11 protein-coding genes are annotated in these 18925 nt (G+C 58.5%); 9 read left to right on the forward strand and 2 right to left on the reverse strand.

All coding sequences use genetic code 11. The features are described from left to right. Positions 1-194 precede the first annotated feature (194 nt). Positions 195-3194: a multicopper oxidase domain-containing protein gene (locus D8M41_RS07730; protein ID WP_126926753.1), complete on the reverse strand. Its 3000-nt coding sequence runs from the start codon at positions 3192-3194 to the stop codon at positions 195-197. 116 nt (positions 3195-3310) lie between these two features. On the opposite strand from D8M41_RS07730, the gene D8M41_RS07735 reads away from it, so the two are divergent. The 3 genes from D8M41_RS07735 to D8M41_RS07745 all read left to right on the forward strand — a co-directional run bounded on the left by D8M41_RS07735 (position 3311) and on the right by D8M41_RS07745 (position 6833). Then, complete coding sequence (locus D8M41_RS07735; RefSeq protein ID WP_126926754.1) at positions 3311-3985, forward strand: hypothetical protein; 675 nt, start codon at positions 3311-3313, stop codon at positions 3983-3985. A 232-nt stretch (positions 3986-4217) separates the two neighbouring features. Then, positions 4218-5549 (forward strand): glycosyltransferase 87 family protein, encoded by a 1332-nt coding sequence (locus tag D8M41_RS07740; RefSeq protein ID WP_126854647.1) that lies wholly within the window; start codon positions 4218-4220, stop codon positions 5547-5549. 3 nt (positions 5550-5552) lie between these two features. Further along, entirely contained in the window at positions 5553-6833 is a 1281-nt protein-coding gene (locus D8M41_RS07745) for a glycosyltransferase family 87 protein (protein WP_126926755.1), read from the forward strand. A gap of 103 nt (positions 6834-6936) precedes the next feature. On the opposite strand, the gene D8M41_RS07750 is transcribed toward D8M41_RS07745, so the two are convergent. Further along, the gene (locus tag D8M41_RS07750) at positions 6937-11244 is read right to left on the reverse strand and encodes a hypothetical protein (protein ID WP_126926756.1); all 4308 of its coding nucleotides are present in this window, start codon (positions 11242-11244) and stop codon (positions 6937-6939) included. Between the two features lie 190 nt (positions 11245-11434). On the opposite strand from D8M41_RS07750, the gene D8M41_RS07755 reads away from it, so the two are divergent. From D8M41_RS07755 to D8M41_RS11800, 6 genes are all read left to right on the forward strand, one after another. Next, positions 11435-12853, forward strand: a complete 1419-nt coding sequence (locus D8M41_RS07755; RefSeq protein ID WP_126926757.1) for a CPBP family intramembrane glutamic endopeptidase — start codon at positions 11435-11437, stop codon at positions 12851-12853. 190 nt (positions 12854-13043) lie between these two features. Continuing rightward, positions 13044-14363, forward strand: a complete 1320-nt coding sequence (locus D8M41_RS07760; protein WP_094758792.1) for a M18 family aminopeptidase — start codon at positions 13044-13046, stop codon at positions 14361-14363. A gap of 707 nt (positions 14364-15070) precedes the next feature. Further along, the gene (locus D8M41_RS07765; RefSeq protein ID WP_002933171.1) at positions 15071-15757 is read left to right on the forward strand and encodes a hypothetical protein; all 687 of its coding nucleotides are present in this window, start codon (positions 15071-15073) and stop codon (positions 15755-15757) included. 530 nt (positions 15758-16287) lie between these two features. Beyond that, positions 16288-17049: a DUF6261 family protein gene (locus tag D8M41_RS07770; RefSeq protein WP_023132781.1), complete on the forward strand. Its 762-nt coding sequence runs from the start codon at positions 16288-16290 to the stop codon at positions 17047-17049. Positions 17050-17415: 366 nt separating this feature from the next. Continuing rightward, positions 17416-17787, forward strand: coding sequence for a hypothetical protein (locus D8M41_RS07775; protein WP_126926758.1), 372 nt, complete (start codon positions 17416-17418; stop codon positions 17785-17787). After that, complete coding sequence (locus tag D8M41_RS11800) at positions 17760-18920, forward strand: hypothetical protein (protein WP_202975996.1); 1161 nt, start codon at positions 17760-17762, stop codon at positions 18918-18920. The genes D8M41_RS07775 and D8M41_RS11800 overlap by 28 nt, the downstream gene beginning before the upstream one ends. The last annotated feature ends 5 nt before the right edge of the window (positions 18921-18925 follow it).

Raw genomic sequence — 18925 nt, forward strand, 5'->3', positions numbered from 1 at the left:
CGGGGTTAGCTCATGGTGGGTACGGGAAAGAGTATTGTCCTGCTGGGGGTCCTGAGTTCGGGCCGGAGTTTCGGAGTAGGCAGAGCGCCTCGGGAGATTTCACGTGGGCCAAAAACTTCGTCCTCACGTAGAAGTCACATACGAACGGGGGCGCCCCGCCACCCCCTGTTATAGGGGCGGCGGCAGGGGAGAGGCTACTTGTCTGTTACCTTAATCTTGCCCATCGCACCGCGTTCCATCTCGGCGAACCGGTGATTCACGAACGTGTAGGTGCCGGGTTCGCGGAACTGCATCTCAACGAACCCGCCCTGCGCCGAGTCAAGATCGAGCGCCTGCGAATGCCCGCCGGTAACCCCGTACGGGTCTTTACCGCGCCGCAGCAGGTAGCCGCCCTCTTTATACACCGTGTCGAACTGCGAACCGACCACGTGGAAGCTCATGCCCTTTGACGGCCCCGCCGCCATCAGCCAGATACGCACCCGCTCACCCTTCTTTGCCTCCAACGGCTGGTTGATGTACTGGGTGGCGTGCCCGTTAAACATGGTGAACGTGGGGGTGCCCGCCGCGATGCCCTCGGACGAAACCTCAGTGAGCTTATTGCCGTTCTCCGCAGTCTGGCCCGTGTCGCTCAGGTACGTCTCGTTCTGCACCAGCACATACTCGTGGTCCACCGGGTCCATATCCTGCGGGTCGATCACCACCGCCCCGTACATGCCCGAGGCCATGTGCAGGCTCATGGGCGTAGTCGAGCAGTGGTACAGCCAGATGCCGGTGCCGGTCGCCTCAAAACGGTACACCAGTTTCTCACCCGGGGCGATGGTTTTCATCGTATTATCGGGGGAGACCATGCCCGCGTGGAAATCAAGCGAATGCCCCATCGACCCGTTATTTTCAAGGGTAATCTCAAAAACGTCACCCAGTTTGCCGTGCAGAATCGGGCCCATATATGAGCCGTTGAACGTCCACGCCTTCACGTCCACCCCGGGGGCGACTTCGCGGTTAAGCTCCTGCACGTCCATAGTTATTTTGTGCACGGTCTTCCCGTCACGCTTCTCACCCGCAGGTACGGGCTGCAGCACCGGGTCACGCCGCTCATAGCCCTCCCCGGGGGAAGCGTGCAAATCAACGTTCCCGTTCTGGGCCGTCATCACGTTCGACCCCGAACCGTTCGACCCCGCGCCACCGCCGGAGGCGCCGCCCCCGTGGTGCCCATTCGCCTGCAGGTTAGAGCCGGTGGCTTTCACATGGAACAGCATGCCCTGCTGCCGGTGCCCGGCAACAGAGCACCAGCCCTCAGAGTCGGCAGTGATCACGCCAACATCCACGCTTTTCGTCTCACCCGGGTTAATCGTGCCGGTCTTAGCGCCGTTATTGAACGTCAAATCGTGGGTCATGCCCTGATCCTCGTTCGTCACCTCAACCACCAGGCGGTTACCCACCGGCACCTGCGCAGTATCCGGGGTGAAACGGTAGTTTGAGGTGGCCTTCACCTTCACCGTGGTGGTCTGCCCTGTGCCGGTCGCGGTTGAGCCGCCCATAAGGTTAAAGCCCACCGAGCTCGGATCCACCGCAATACCCAGGGTCAGCGCCAGCACCACCGCCAGCACCCCGAACAGGGAATGCCGGGTGTGGTTCACCGGCTCAGGCTGAATCCCAGACCCGTCGAAAGAGGGCTTCTCACCGCGGGCGCGTGCAGCCATCATCTCTTTGCGGGTATTCACCGACGCCTTCACCCCGCGCACCATACACGGCAGGAACGACGCCAACCCCAGCGCCCCCATCGCCGAGACCGTAACCTTCACCCACGAACCGGTGAGCGTAGTCGGAAGCATAAAAACAATCAGGCTCAGGTTAACCACTGTCACGCGCGCGGCCGCGAACCGGCTGAACTCCTTATTGGAGGCGCGTACCACCGCCGGGCCGCCGCCCATACGCTGCGGCAGCAGGTAGCTCATAGCCCCCAGCAGCACCTGCAGCAGGAACCCCGCCACAAACACGGGGGTGACGGCGCGCATATCAAGCTCAGCGAACGGGGTGCTGAGCACCATGAACGCGGTGGCGAGCACCCCCAGCACCAGCCAGATGAACCCCGCCCCCACCGACATGGGAGGGAACTCGCTGGGCCGTTTCGTGCGCATAGTGCGCACCATAACCACCGCCACCATCAGCAGACCCGCACAGTAGACGAGCAGGCCCGCCCCGGCGGCAAATCGCGCCCCCGGTACGCCCCCAAAAATCGCGCTGAGCGCCGTCACCAGCACACCCGCGATCATTAGCTGCAGCGCCCGCACACTAATACCCAGGGCGTTCTCCACCATTTTGGTGCGCAGCATCGTCGGCCAGAACGTAATGAGAGTGCCGACCACGGTCACACCCACAAACCCGAGCACGTTCACCGCCTCGTGAGCAAGCAAAAACTGGGCGTGAAGAGTTTTCTCAAGGCCCGGGAACGCAGTCATCGCCCCCAAGGCCGCGCCGAACGGCAGCATGAACGCGGCCGCAATATAGAAGCGGATAGTTGCACCAAACCGGGACGGCAGCGCCTGCTTCACCTGCTTCAGCAGTGCAACACCGTGCCAGGTGACCATCGCCCCCACCACGCTCGCCCCGGCCAGCGTGAGTATGTACAGCGTCGGCAGCTGCTCCTGAAACACCATGCCCAGCATGAGCACCACGATGCCAGCGTTAAGCGTGAAAATACGCGTGACCTGCACCCCGCGCGCCTCATCCGGGATTTTGATTTTCATCAGCGCTTCAGTGAAATGCTGACTCCAAATCAGGATAGAGTTCGTAATCAAGCCCAGGGTGACCATGTGCACGATCAGCCAGCCGCCATTAGGAATAAACCGGTGCGCCAGCAGGGCGGCAATAATCCCGAACATCCAGTATGACACAGGTTTAGAAGCACGCCGGTGCCACGTGCCGCGCCCCGATGCGCGCCGCGCGATCTCCTCAGCCGTCAGATTCGCACCAGGGACACCCTCCGGGCGGGCGCCGATCTGCAGCCCGCTGCTGCCGGAAGAACCCAAAGGCGCAGACCCCGGCTTAGGCCCGGCCGCACCCCGACCGTCCGCACCAGCAGCGCCAGCGCCCGCAGACCCCGCACGCTGGGAATCGTCATAGTGGGTGTTCTTACCCTGTGCACCGCCGCGTTCAGGCTCGTCGGCGGAAGGCCCGTTGAGTTTCTCGCTCACGCTACCGCTCTTTCATTCGCTGTGTCCAATTACCCCCATTATATTGCGCCACCTATACGAATTTTAGTGTCGGTGACCTGTGCTACATGACGTAGAGGAACGGTAGAATAGCCCCTATGAAGTACCTGTCCCTCGCCCCCTTTGCCGCACTCGCAGCCATCATGCAGGCGATCACAATCTACTCCTACGACCAAGACGCCATGGCGGTGGCAGGGCAGATTTTCTTCCCCGTCCTCTTCACCCTCATGGCGCTGTACCTGATGCTCAAAAACCCCGGAGGATCAGCGAAACTCACACTGGTGATGGCGATCGAGCTGGTCATTTCGGCCCTCACCTTCGTCGGGTCAAGCCAGAAAATCGCCGCACTATACCCCTCCATCATCGTGTACTATGTGGCCCTGGCCGCGCTCGCGCTTGAGGTGGCTGCGCGCATCGCCGATACCCCCAAACGCGCCAAGGCTTCCGCCGACGGCAACGACACCCCCGAAACTGACAGTCCCGCAGCGGAACAAGAACACGACAGCACGGGCGAGCACGACCCGGACGAAACCGCACTAGACAGCAACAGCACGGCGACCCGCCCCACCGAGGAAGACACGGACAACACCGCAGCGGGCGGCCACGACGACCCCAACACCGCAAAACCCGCTGCGGCAAAACCTGCCGATTCCCAAAAAACCACCCGCACCGGGATGCGCGCCGGGCTCAACCGCAAAGCACCCGTACGCCGCGGCAACCGCCTCATAGCCACCACAAAAAAATCAGACAAGCCCACCACAGACACGGACTAACAGGCCCCTGCCGCCCCGCCGCTGCACACACCCTCGCCGCAACCAGCCGCACCCCGCCCAGCAGCAGGGCAGAGCCCCACCACAAGACCCCCGCACCACCGGGGAACACCCACGCCCACACGCCCACACGATAGACTGGGACAAACAGGCAACAGAAAACCAGCCACAACCGCCGCGCCCGGCGGGCCACAACCGACACCACGCGAAACACCCCCGAGCAGAAAGACCCACCATGACCACAGCGCCACCCGTGCAAAACCCCACGCCAAACACCACCGTGGCAGGCAAAATAGCGCTCGCGGCACTCGCCCTGACCGTCGTCGGCTGGCTCATCTACATCGAATTCACCGGCGGCCTGGACTTTAACGTCTACCGGCTCGGGGCCATGACCATCTTCGACAACGAAGGCATGCACAAAGACCTCTACGCCCGTGACCTGCTCGACTACGGCGCGCTTAAACTGCCCTTCACCTACCCGCCGTTCGCCGCGTTGCTTTTTGTGCCGTTCGCGTTCCTGCCGTTCGGGGTGGGCGTGGGCATCATGTACACCATCAGCATTGGTGTGGCCTGGTGGATGGCCACCCTCATCTACGACTACGCCACCAGCCGCGGCTACCACATCCCCTTCCAGGACAAGCTCGGCAGATACGGTACTATTGCCGTGCTCACCTTCATCATCATCCTCTCCGGGCCGTGGCGGCGCGGGCTTGCGCTGGTGCAGGTGAACCCCATTATCCTCATCCTGGTGCTGGCTGACTTCCTGCGCCCAGCCAAGCGTATCCCCCGCGGGGCGCTGATCGGTATTGCTGGCGGTATTAAGCTCACCCCGCTCGCGTTCGGGCTTATCCTGCTGATGCGCAAAGACTGGCGCGGTATTTTCACCCTCGGCGCCTCCTTCGCGGCGACTGTCATTATCGGGTTCATCTTCCTGCCCCATGAGGCCCTCACCTTCTGGACAAGCGCCGTCTCGGACCCCTCCCGCGTGGGCAACATTAACTTCCTTGACAATATCTCCATCCAGGGCTGGCTCATGCACCTGGGGTTGCGTGACCCGCTGCTGAAGCCCGCATACTACGGGCTGGTGCTCGCTACCATCGTCCTCTTCGCCGCGCTGCTGCACCAGCTGAATCGCCGTAAACTTGTACTCTCGCAGGTGGCGGTCGGCGGGTTCCTGATGGTCAGCATCTCACCCATCAGCTGGTCGCACCACAACGTCATGTTCCCCCTGATCCTCATGGCGCTCATCGTTGATGCGTTCCCCCGGTTCTACGCGCACCTGCCCGCCTGGGCCAACCGGGCGGCGCGCATCCTCACCTGGGTGGCCCTCATCGGCCTGTACATTTCGCCCATGTGGCTGGGTGCCTCCCTGTGGGGCAGCTTCAGCGACCTCGACAATATCTACCAGCACGCCCTGCTGTTCTCCACCGTGCCGATCCTGTGCCTGTACCTGGTCATGATCACCTGGGCGGTGGCGGCCCTAACACCCGCCGTGCGCACCGCAGACGAAGACGACCTGTTTATCGCCCCGCCCCCCGGTGCGGCACCCGAGGCCAAAAAGGGGTAGCCGTTGAAAAAACACCCCGCAGCGCTTATTCCGCATGCCCTGTTCGTGCTCACGGTCATCTACATGGTGCAGTACGTCATTAACGACGGCGGCAACGACCTGTACATTTACCGTCTAGGGGCCGAAACCATCACTGATGGGCCCGGCGGGCCCGGGCTGTACGAGGTGAGCCTCGACAACTACCCGTTCACCTACCCGCCGTTCGCCGCGCTGCTCTTTGTGCCGTTCGCGCTCATGCCCAAAGAAGTCGGGATGGCCCTGATGATGCTCATCACCGCCGGTATCGCCTGGTGGCTGGGGTGGGTCATCACCAAGTACGTGAGCAGGCGCGGGGTGCGCATCCCCCTGTACGAACACCTGGGAACCGCCGGGTGTGCCTCAACACTGGCGCTGCTGATCTGGGCGAGCGGACCGTGGCGGCTAACCACCCACTTTGGGCAGATTAACGCGGTCATTCTGCTGCTGGTGCTGGCTGACTTCCTGCGCCCGGCCACGCGCATCCCCCGCGGGGTGCTGATCGGTATTGCTGGCGGTATTAAGCTCACCCCGCTCGCGTTCGGGCTTATTCTGCTGATGCGCAAAGACTGGCGCGGTGTTGCCTCCGTGGCGGGTGGTTTCGTGGGCACCATCGCCCTCGGGTTTTTGGCGGTGCCGGGTGAGGCCGCCTACTACTGGGGTGTGGCGGTGCGTAACACCTCCCGCATTGGGGTGACCGCGTTCTACGATAACGTGTCTCTGACCGGTATCTTCGCGCACCAGGGCGTGCCTGAGCCTATCGCCACGGTGCTGGTGGTGGCGCTGTCCCTATTCCTGCTGGTGGCCACCGCCGCCCTGATGCGCCTGTTCATCCGCGCGAACATGGTGTTTTCCCAGGTGGCGTTGAACGCGTTTTTAATGCTCCAGATCTCCCCGATTAGCTGGTCGCACCACAACACCTGGTACCCGGTTCTGCTGGTTGCGTTGTGCCTGGAGATTTTCCCGCTTATTATGCCTGCGGCACGCCCGGTAGTGTACGTGCTGAGTGCGTTCGCGAGCGTGATCGCACTGGTGGGCATGTATATTTCCCCGTTCTGGCTGGCGGTGCTGTTCTCCCCCAAGTACTCTTCGCACGAGATGATCTACCTGCCGCAGGGCGGCGCCGGGCTGGTGGCCAGTTCAGCCCCGTACGCCGCCATGTACCTGGTGGTGGTGTTGGTGTTCCTCACCTATTGGGCGCACCGGGCAGCAATTGATGCGCGGGTGGACTCGGGCCGGTTCCGTGCGCCCGAACGCCCCGCACCGTAGCCCTCCACACGCCCGCGCCCAAGAGGGCACAGCTAAGGCCCGTCGTGCATCACGACGGGCCTTAGTAATCAGGGCACCTTCCGGTGAGGCGACCGGGTGCGGGCTACTTGGTGTTCATGCGCCACCGGGCGTAGGGCGCCTCAACGAACATGTACACCTCGCTGCTGCTGTCTTCCCACTCGGTGGTGCTCTTCGACGAAGCCATGCTGGTGCCAATCACCGAGCCTTTACCGACCGCATCCAGCCTGAAGTGGTAGTAGCCGTTATTGTCGGTGCTTTCGCTGTTCACCTCAAACGAGCTGGTGCCGCCGGTGTAGGTGAAGGCGTAGTTACGTGCCCGGCCCTCAATGCTCTCACCTTTGCCGTACTTCGGTGCGGAGGAGGCATCGTACACGCGCACCGTCCACTTGCCTTCGCCCTCAATCTGCAGCTTGCGGGTGGTTTTGCTGGTGGTGTCCATCCAGGCGGAGCCGGTGATCGTGGAGCTCACGCTGCCGGAATCACGCACCTCAAAACCACTGGACTGGTCTTTGTCGGTTTTACCCGCCACGTTCAGCACACCCCGGTTATTCTCGTTTGCGGGCACGGACGCGGGAGTGAACTCGTAGTAGACCAGCGCCTTCGAGTCGTTGCCGTTGGGCTTTTCGATGTCGATGGTCTTCTTACCCTCACCCGTGTACTCCTTAAAGTCGCCCGAGGGCTTCTTCAGTTCGGTGGAGTCATCCGAATCGGAGGATGAGCTGCTGCTCGCGGACGAGGAGCTGCTGGAACTGCTTGCGGCAGGCTCCGCGTTGTTCGTATTGTCGCTACCGCGCGGTATGAACAGCACCAGCGCCAGGATCAGCAGCACCACCAGCAGAATAACGCCCGCGATACTCGCCAAACCCAGCGGGGTGGAGAAGAAGTTCTGGTTCCCGTTATTTGCGGTGAGTTTTTCACGCAGCGTATTTACGGCCCCGGCTGCCCCTCCGGAGGCTTTCTTGGCTGCCGTGCCACCAGCCGCAGCCGCCGCAGGTGCGGCAGCGTTTGCGGGGTTAAACTGCGCGTTATTCTGGGTGTTTCGGGCATTCTCAGCCGCGAACGATGCGGGGGTCACGGTGCCGGGTGCTGGCGCGTTCGCGACCGGGCCGCTGGCGTTGCCCTGCGTACCGTCAGCCGGGGTGGCCTGCACGTCGCGGGCTGTCAGTCCGGTACCTTGCGTCTGGCTCGGCTGGGACTGATCGGCTGGGGGCTGCTGGCCTGCCTGGGCCTGCCCCGCCTGCGGGTTCTCCGGCTGGGCACCGGGTTGGCTTTGCGGGTCATACCCGTAGCCGGTGCCTGCCGTATCCTGTCCGTACCCCTGGGCGGCGTCCTGACCGTAGCCGGAGACACCGTAATCCTGGCCGTAGTTCTGCGCACCATCCTGCCCGTAGCCGGGTGACTGCACCGCGCCGGGGTCGGTGCCGTACGAGGCGCCCTGCGCTGATGCGCCGCCCTGGTTCGCGGAATTCACGGGAGCGGCACTCTGCTGGTTTGGCAGCGGAATCTGCGAGGTGTGATCCGCCAGCTCGGGGTTAATCGGCTCCGGCAGGATCGGAGGAACAGCCGGTGCTGCGGCCTCAGGGGCCTGATCGGAACCTGCCCCAGCGGATGCTGCGGGTGCAGCAGCCGGTGCCGCGGGCTGGTCGGTGGGCTCTTCTGAGAGCCCGTACCCCGAAGGGTCCGCCGTGTATGGCTGCTTGCCGGTTTCGCTAGCTGCCACATGCGACTGTGCCGCACCGGTACCCTCGGGGAAGGTCGCTGCGGGCAGAATAGAGGCCGGTTTAGCGGCCTCATCCGCGCCCGATGTCTGCTGCGCAGCGTCAGTTAGCCCGTAAGGCTCCTGCTGGGGTCCCGGTTCAGGTTCGGGGGTGTGAGACACGGCCTCCTGCTGGTGTTTCCCAGCATCGTGAGCTTTAGCGTCACGAGCCTCGACACCATACTCCTGGGCACCATATTCTTGGGCACCATCGGTTTCGGTGCCGGTGTTTTCGGTACCGCGTGCCTCAACGCTGTGGTCTTTAACGCTGTATTCCTCAGCGCGGCGGGACGTACGGGGCGCACCCTCAGCCTCTTCTGCGGTATCTTTCGCGGCGTGCCGCGGCTTTACCTGGGACGGCTGCTCGGTGGAGGGCTCATCACCCTCGGTGCGGGCCTCATCATCCTGGGCGGTGTGCTGGGCCGCGGCGGAGGTGTCGTGGAACTCAATCAGGGGCGAGTTCACCGGCGAAGGCAGCGCATCCTCATCCTCAGACGCGGTACTTTCAGCATCCTGGACCGAGGGTGTTTCCTTCGGCTCGAACGGCTCATCATCGTCGAGGGGCGAAAGCGCAATAGTCGCCGCGTCTGCGGGAATATTCGCTGCGGTATCCACCGACGAGGCGGTGGTAATGTCCGGTGCCTCAACGCTCGCGCCGAGCATCCGCTCACCCTCATACACGAACGGTTGGGCGTTATCGTCCTCAGCCGCCTCGGCTGCCCTGCGGCGGCGCTTGGGAGGCTCGTCACCGCCCATAATGTCATCGGCGGAGGTGCGGGTTGCCGCATCCGACTTCTGCTCCTGCACCGCAATACCTTCAGGCGGGGTGGGCAGAGGCATAATATCGTCGGCGCCCGCACCGCTGAGGGTGGGCCCCTGCCGCTGCTGCCGCTCACCCGTGTCTGCCTGCTCTTTCTGAACCTCATCGGCGGCGGGGCTCGTGGCGGCGTGTTTTGCGGTGTGCTGTGCCGCACCGCCGGTTTCTTCAGCTGCCGGCGCGGTGTTCTCAGCGGCACCCTGGGTGTTCTGTGCGGGTTTCGCGTCGTCTTTGGGCTGTTTCTTCTTCGGCTGAATCTTAATGAGCCCCTGGGTGTCGAGGTTTTCGTTCACCTCAATACTGATGTGCTCACCGGGTGCACCCTCGTTTGATGCACTCATCTCCTGCGCCTCACGCACCTGCGCGAACCGGCGCAGAGCGTTCTTCACGGGTTCGGGCTGCTCCAGCTCTTCGGCTGTGGTGGCACCGGTGCGGGTCTCGGCGGCGGGGGTGTCTTGCTTGGGGGAGGTTTGCTCAGAAGAAATGTGTTCAGCGGAAACCTGCTCAGCGGCACCCTTTTCGGTGGAGGATTGCGCGTACTCTTCGTCCCGTGCAGCACGCCGCGCAGCCCGGGAATCACCAGAATCAACCGTATCCGTTTGGTTTTCCTCGGTCTCGGGGAGTGATGCAGGGGCAGCGGCGACCGGCTCGGGCGAACCGGCATGGGTGCCCTCCTGCTCGCCCGCACCCGCTGCGGGAGTAGCCTGAGCGGGCTCATCCTTCTGCAGTTCGCTCTTTATTGCATCACCAACGGGGATGCTGGGGGGAGTGTCAGCTTCCCGGTGCGCTTCAACGTCAGCGGTGGCCTGCGACTCCGCCAGCTCATCTGCGGCGGGGGAGTCGGCAGTGCTCTCACGCTGAAAATCTGCGGGCTCCGGCAGGGTAGGCTCGCCGCTAACAGGCTGGGCGTGCCGGGGCGTGTCCTCGGCGATCTCGGCCACCTGCGGCCCGCTCGTGGACTCACTAGCTGGCTGGGTGTGCGCTGCCGAAGCGGCGCTAGCCTGCTCGTCCTTGGCATCAGCTGTGTTCTGCTCAGCCTGCTGGGCGGCTGCGCGCTCGGCAGCTTCACGCTCGGCGGCCTCCTGCGCCGCCTGCTGAGCCATGAACTGCTCGCGGGCGGCCCGGCGGGAAGTCGGCTGGGGCATGTTCTCGGGCATACCCGCCACAGCCTGCCCACCGTTAAAACCGTTTGACTGCCCTTCCACTACCTGCGGGTGTCCGCCAGGCTGCGGCTCGGTGGTGTTTGCCGGGCCGTTTGGCTGCAGGCGGGCACGCTCAGCCTCGTAGTGTGCGGCATGAGCCGCACGGGAGGGGTGCGAGGTGGCCTGCGCCATCCTGAAGTCATCATTAAGCGGGTCGAAAGAGGTGGTGCGCGGCTTCTGCTCTTGCCCCTGTTCAGTACCGTTACTGTTCTCCGCGGTCACCGTGTCGTGTTCGAGGGCGGAATGTGCGGGTGCGTTATGAGATACAGCGGTATCGACGGTTCGCTCTGTGCCCGCCTGCTCCTGTATAGGAAAACTGCCGGTGGCGGGGGCTGCGGGACTATGCTGCGCGTGTTCCTGTGGGGTGGGAGCAATAACCGAGTCGTCACCCGCTAGAGTGTAGTCGTCGCCAACGTGTGCCGGAAGCTCATCCATGGGCTCCTCATACGCCGTGCCTTCGTCGTTGAAATCGGCGGAATCGGTGGGCTCCTCAATCCACAGCTGCCACCCGGCCGGGACTGGGCCCCACGCGGGGTCGGGGCGCCAAGTGGGGGTGGGTTTCCAGCCTTTGGGGGGTTTGGGCCAATTCGGCGGCGGATTAAAAATCAGTGCCATGAGAAGCCTTCCTTCTGCCCGCGCCACCCCCATACCCGGAAGCGATGGCGCGCACAATCTAAACAAGAGAAATACGGTAACCATAGAATTATGTCATATTTACCGCTAAAATACCCTGTAACAGTCACTTAGACAACCCCACGGCGCAACGTTGCGTGAGCATCGAAAAGTTGCAGGAGCGGCATATATTATGAGCACTAATTCGTCGGAGCCCAAACGGCACCCCGAGCACAACCACCACGCAGGCACAAACCAACAGAGGCCGCAGGATACGAGGCAAAAATCACCTAAATCATCCGCTACTTCCCCAGCCCCTGAGACCACCTCAGGGGTTACTGATGTGCCCTGGAGCAGCTCCAACACCGCTGCTCAACGCGCCGAGAGCACCACCTCGGATTCGGGCAGTGAACAGGGCCCCCTCCAGGCGGCCCCCGTCAGCCCCGGGGATGATCCGCGGCCGGTATCGCAGCTACTTGCCCTGCCGCCGCTAACGGACGCTATTAAGCAGGTCTCTAAGAACCCCGAGAACCCACCGGCGCACGGCTCGTATGCGGTGCCCGTATATAACCTCGACCCCAGCCTCACCTCCGATATGTCGGCCTCTGTTGAGCGTACCCTGCCGTACCACCGGTTGGCCTTTGCCGACGGCCGGTCCCGCTGGTTCACGCCCCTGCTGGAGGGCCTGGTGGGTCTGGCAATCTATGTGGGTCTGATTACCCTGTTTACCGTGATGACGAGCATCTCACTGATCATCCGTGCGGATAAAACAACCGACTTTGGAACCTACATAAGGGACAAAGTACTGGATGATCCGCTGGCTATGTTCTTCATATTCGGTACAGTTGCTCTCATGTTCCCCGCCATACGTGTTGCACGCCTGATTTTCGGTCCCCGTCCATGGGGCCTAGTGCACTCGGTGCAGCGCCGGATCCGCTGGTCGCTTCTGCTGACGGCGCTGGTGGTGGGCGCCTTCTGCTATGGGCTGTACACCCTGCTGACACTGATGCTGGATGGCTTCTCATCCATCGGTTTCCACCACAAGCAACCGCACGAGATTGCCTTCTGGCTGAACATGGTGATGCTTCTTGTTCTGGTGCCATTGCAGTGCTACGCGGAGGAACTGATATTCCGCGGCTACCTGATGCAGACCATCGGCCGGTGGCTCAAGAACCCGGCGTGGGCGATCCTGCTCCCAGCCCCCCTCTTCATGCTTGCCCACGACTACGACCCGTGGGGGCAAGCCTCAATAGTGGTTATGGCGGTACTCGCGGGGTTCCTCTGCTGGTACACGGGCGGCTTAGAGGCAGCTATCGGCATGCATGTGATGAATAATATAACAACGATGGCGATGGGTATATTCGCGAACACGGACCCGCTTCAGATGCAGAGCAGCGGCACCCCCACCGATTTCGCGATGGTGCTCGCCGCCGAGCTTCTCTACACGGCGGCCATCTGCTGGTTCACGCACTACCGCGGCTACCTGCGCACTGCTACGTTCACTGTGCAGGATCCGAAGCAGGGCCACGCGCCCGTGCAGATCTCGCCCGCCCAGGCCCTTCAGGGGAACTCACCCCAGTCGCCGGAGCAGCCGAAGCAGCAGGGGAAGTAACCTCCCCAAAAAAGCTCACGGTGCGGTGTGCCGGTGCGGGTTGAGAGCCCACGCGGGCGCACCGCACGCATCATCTGGTGTTTCCGGTCAGAGTCTCTTCACGTGGGGTAAAGCAGCATTTCTTGCTTTTACCTCGCGTGAAGAGGCTTTTTAGTACCCCAAAACTCTCGCGTGAAGGTAGGCTTAAAACATGAGTGTAGACGCAGTGAAAAACATCGAAGACCTAGCACAGTTCGTTGAGGACTCGCCGGTTTCTTACCTGGCGGCGCGCACCGTGGCGCGGCGCCTGCAGGGGGCCGGGTTTACCGAACTGACCGAGTCTGAGACGTGGCCCGACTCCGCCGCGACGGGGCGCCATTTTGTGGTGCGTGACGGCGCGATTATTGCGTGGGCGGGCGGGCGTCAGGCATCTGCGGCGAGCGGCTACCGGGTGCTGGGTGCACACACCGATTCGCCCGCGCTGAAAGTTAAACCGAAATCTTCGCTCACGGTTAAAGGCTGGCACCAGATCGGTGTTGAGAACTACGGCGGGGGGTTGCTGAACTCGTACCTTGACAGGGAGCTGCGTTTGGCGGGGCGGCTGACGGTGCACGAGGGCGGCACCCTGCGTGACCGGTACGTGTGCACGCCGCCGCTGGCGCGCATCCCCCAGCTGGCCCCGCACCTGGACCATAAACGGAACGAACTGGTTCTTGATAAACAGTTCAACCTGTACCCGATTTGGGGTATCGACCCGGGGCAGAACGATGTGCTCGCATACTTGGGGCGGCACACGGTCGATGAGGGCGGCGACGTTGACCCCGCCACCGTGGTCGGCTACGACCTGCTGACCGCCGATTCTCAGCCGGGGCGCCGGTTTGGGCAGCACGGCGAGTTTTTTGCCTCCGGCCGACTGGATAACCTGTCGTCGGTACACGCGGGGCTGTGCGCGCTGGAGCGGTATGTGGCCGATAACGCCGACGAGCACGCATCCCACACCGTGATGCTCGCCGGGTTCGACCATGAGGAGGTCGGCTCGGAAACCCGCAGCGGCGCGGCTGGCCCGTTCCTGGAAGATGTGCTGGTGAGGCTGTCGGCGGCACGCGGCGAGAACACGGAGCAGTACCGCCGTTCTGTCGCCTCCTCAGTGTGCCTGTCGGCGGATGCGGGGCACCTGCTGCACCCGAACTATCAGGGCCACCACGACCCGGTGGTGCAGCCGGTTCCCGGTGCCGGTCCGCTGCTGAAGATTAACGCGAACCAGCGGTACGCCACAGACTCGGTGGGCGCCGGTATTTTCGCGGCGGCATGTAAGGCGGCACGGGTGCCGTATCAGGAGTTCGTGTCGAATAATAATATGCCGTGCGGTTCCACCATCGGGCCTATCACCGCCACCCGGTTGGGGATGCGTACCGTGGATGTGGGTGTGGGCCTGCTGTCGATGCATTCGGCGCGCGAAATGTGCCACGTTCACGACATGGCGTACCTGACCCGCGCGGTGGAAGGCTTCTACCGGTTACAGGGTCTATAACCGGACTGCTGCATAGCGGGACGGCGCAGGCGGCGGTAATGACGGCACAACATAGTGCATGGTTTTGGCATTTTGTAATGCTCCCATCCTTACAAAACAACCGAAACCGTGCACTATATGAGTGCGTGGTGAAGGATTAAATACTTATGGTAACCGGGGAAGCATATGACGCCGTAAGTAAGCAGCAAAACGAGGAGCTTCAGCTCTTTCAAGTGCCCCGCATAAGTCTGCTTCACCATATTTCTTAATGAAATATCTTTCTTGGAATAAATATATTTCTGCGAGGTCTGTAGACGACAATGTGAGGGATTCTTGAGTTGACCTACCGAGATGCGGTTCCACAAAATCCATCAGAAGGTCGTCAGTGCTGATAGTTACATAGGGTAAGGGCTCGTCGGTATTTTCGCTCGTTTCCCAGTAATCCAGGAGAGCTTTGTCGTTGGTGACTAAGTAGTCAATATTGTGCTTCACCATTGCTGCATGTATATGAAGGTCGTTCTTATCGGGGTATCCATGTATTGAGGAGATGGGGTAACCTTCTAACACGAACACAGATTTACCTATCTGCTCTCTAACCTTCACCCGTGCAGCATCATTTCCAGTTGGGTTTCCTCTAAGCCAGTGGTACCCCCACTCGTCGAGAATATTCTGTGTTGTGTGTATATCGAAGTACTTTTTAATTAAGAAGGAAATGGAGGATAACAGAAGTGACTAATAAAATAGATTTTTTAAACGAATATAGTTTATCTAGTTCAAGTGTAGAAATTGTGACGGATGAAAGCCAAATTGTAGAGGCTCCAATTCCAAATTTTTGGAAAGAAGCACTTTTGTCAGATAGTTTGGAAGAAAGAAAAGAAAAAATTCTTTCAGTGTGGAAAGAATATTCTTCTTCTGATTTGCGAAACACAATTTCTTATTTAGGCGATTATTTAAAAAATATAGACTTGATTTGTTTAGACGGCGAATATTCGCTTTTGTATACGATTTTGACTTACCAAACAGGAGAAGAAATCTATTATGAAGGGAAGCAACCCGTTACAGTTGAGGTGCTGAAACAAAAGTTTGGAGAAAACGCACCAACTATAAAACAATCAATAGCAGATTTCTATACTCATATCCACAACGGTTTTTATGATTATACAAGTAAAAGCATGGGGATTGATAACCTTAAAAATGTGAACTCTATGGCAGATTATGACTGGGAATATTTGCAACAGTTAGACATAGATTTAATCCCGCTTTATAATTTTTTCAGTAACGGTATGGGGGAATACGTTGTTTTAGACATCGAAAATGGAAACACCTATTTATGGTCGTCAAGAGAACTTCCTAAAAGGCAGTCTGACTTTTGGGCTTTGGTAGACGAATGGATTATAATTGGATTAGATTTTTAAAACAGAGAGTATAATTTGTTGGTACCCTAAATGTTAATCAAGAAAAGTATAACATTTGGGGTATTTTTGTTATTCAATACAATTTACCTTGACATCTTTTCATCTTATGCTATACTAATTTTATTACTTTTGGGAAGAGTAAGTGTTGAGGGAGATTGGGAGAGGCATGATTTGCTTTTATCTCATACTTGCTCACTCTGTCCGACCCTCGGACGGGGTCGACTAGTTTTGGTTTACTTCGTCAGAGGCTCAGATTGTTTGTCCGTGTTCTCATTCGCACACACCAACCCTCTGATTGTGTGGATTTGTTCTCATTCAGACAATCTGACCCTCGGAAAGAGTGCCCGAGTTCTGATTGACTCCGTCAGAGCCTCAGATTGTTTGCCCTTGTTCTCATTCGCACAATCCGAGGCTCAGATGAGGCAAATCTGTTCCAGTTTACTCTGTCAGAGGGTCGGACAAGCTCTTTTCAAAAGTAATGACCATATCCGAGGGGGATCGGATAAAAATGAAAAAGAAAAGGTGGATATATGCCAGCAAAACAAACATTATTAAATCTGCAAACGAGCAGTTTACGCTATGCCGAGTTTTCTCAGTTTATCGCGCGTTTCTTAGACGATGTCGAAAAGGAAAACTTGGATGTCAAGAAAGAAGAAATCTTGTCTAACTTGCTGGGGCAGCTAAAGACTAATTTGCCTGCTTATCAAGCATCGCTAGGACAAGTTCGGGTGAGTGAAAAGTCCAGCACGATTACCGAAGCCGACCAGTTGCGGGATGAAGATTTCCAAGCGCTACGCGAAGCAATTAAACCCTATCGCAATAGTCGCCGCGAAAACGAAAAGGCAGCTTATAAGACTTTAGACTTGCTTTTCGACCAGTACAAGAAAGCGACCAAGGTTTCCTATGAAGAAGAAAGCGCGCTGTTAAACAGTCTACTAGAAAAACTCAGAAAAGCTGAATACCAATCCGCTATTGAGACTTTGGGGATTGGGCGCTTTATGAATAACTTGACCGAAAGCCAAGCGGCTTTTGAAAAGGTCTTCTCTGACCGCTCACAAGAAAATCTCGCTAAAGTCAGCTTTGACACCAAGCAACTGCGCAAGGACTTGGCAGTTCCTTACCAACAACTAAGCGACTATGTAGCTATTCTAGCTCAGTTGAAAGAAGACGCTATTTACCAAAAGACCTTATCTGTCCTCAACAACAGCCGCAAGTACTACGCCGATGTCTTGGCACGCCGCAAGGGCAAAGATAAGAAAGAAGCGAAAAAGGTAGAAACGGAAACAGAATAAAAAAGACGCTCCACTTACTCATAAGTGGGGCGATTTTTCTCTTTACGCCGTTTGGCTTCTCGTTCTAGTTTTGCCCAATTAGTTCACATACTTACACCACCACGGAGCACTACAGTATTTCAGATATTGTCAATAGCGACAAGACCCCGATACCCGCCGCCAAGGAACTCTACGATGCCAAACTCAAGCTGGCAAAAGAAGGCTTGGCGAAGATTGAGAAAGAAGACCATGAGAAGTACGAAAAGCTCAAGGGTTTGAGCGACCAACAACTCATGGAAGCCATGTTTCCGACGCAAGTCGGCGAGTATGAGCGGGCGCGCTCGACTTGGAAGGAGAACAACAAGGGCTGGTTGCAGTGGGTTGAAATTGATAGCAGTGGGTGCCATTATCGCGGGGAGTGTCCTGAGCGGAGGCACACTCGCTCCTATCCTTATCGGAGCAGGGACAGCTTACCTGGTGGCAGATAGCGGTTATCAGGCGGTTAGCGGGGAGACCATTTCGGGGAAACGGCTGACTGACGGGGAGCGCATCTGGGCAGGTGTGGACGCAGTCTTGACGGCAGCGACCGGTGGCTTTGCGACCTATGCCAGCGTGCTTGCCAAGACAGGGAAAGCCGCAACGACGACGGTACAGACGGTAGGCAAAGCTGTCAATTATGCCGACGATGCCAATGACATCGCTCATACGGTGACCGCGATGCAGGATGACCCTTGGGCGCAGCACTCCAATTTGGAATAGGGCGTGCGATTGGTCATGGAGTTACTGCTCTTGGAAATAAAGCTCGAGCAAGATTTGGCAAGGGTGGCAGTGGAGCTGATGTGGACTTGCCAAGTAGTGGGAAAGGTGTGGATCTGCCAGCGGGCAATGCAGGTTTGAAGACCCATGCGGACACAGATGTGGATCCGTCTACGCTTGGTACAGGCAAGAAGCCAAAACCAGAGATTCAAACGCCCCAACATCAAGAAATACCAAGTCCAAGCAAGAAACCAGAGCTTGATGTGATGAAGACAAGCAAGCCTGAGATTGACCGTGCAAGCAGTCCAGAGATAACTGGTCCAAATAAGAAGCCAGAAATTGATACCACTAAAACGGCGAAACCCGAGATTGACAATCCAAGCCGTCCAGCGGTGGATAAGACCAACAGCAAGCCGAGCGAGATTGATACAGGCAAGACGGTGAAACCGGAGGTCAGCCAAGCTCGTCCGAGCGAGGTGGCGTCACCAAACAGTCGTCCAAAAGAAGTGGATGTGACCAAGAAGCCCGACATTGAAGTGACTCGCCCAGCCGAAGTCAATCCGACCAAGGTTAAGCCAGAAATGGAAACCAAGGTCAAACCAGACATTGACGCAGCGGCAGCTAGTGCCAGCGCCGTTCCGAAAGTCAAGGCGCAAGAACCCGACCTCCCCAAAGCCGGACAACCCGAAGTCACTCCTGATGCCGGCAAGAAGGTGCAGAAGCCAGAAGAGGTGGATACCGAAGCAACTAAGGCTGGTATAGGAATGTCGGAAGATGCAAATTATGCACAAAAGACATATGGTCACTCGTTCAGTCAAGAAGGACAGAAAATATATTCTGAATTAGCAGGGGAACCTATAAAAACAATTGATGATTTAGTTGATGCAATAAAATCGGGTAAAATAGATATTAAAGACTTACCGGTTGAATATATCAATCGTGATGGAAATACTTTGATATTGAATACTCGTACATCACAGGCTTTAACTCAATCAGGTATTCCTAGGAGTGATTGGCATACGATTGATAGGACGGGAGAAAAGTTACACGAGACTTTGCTTGACGGACAACTACAAAGAAACAAACTCACTTCAGAAGGTATTAAAGAAGTTAGACCAAGTAACAGAAAAGGATAATAAAT

Source organism: Rothia sp. HSID18069 (assembly GCF_003989155.1).
GTDB lineage: Bacteria > Actinomycetota > Actinomycetes > Actinomycetales > Micrococcaceae > Rothia > Rothia aeria.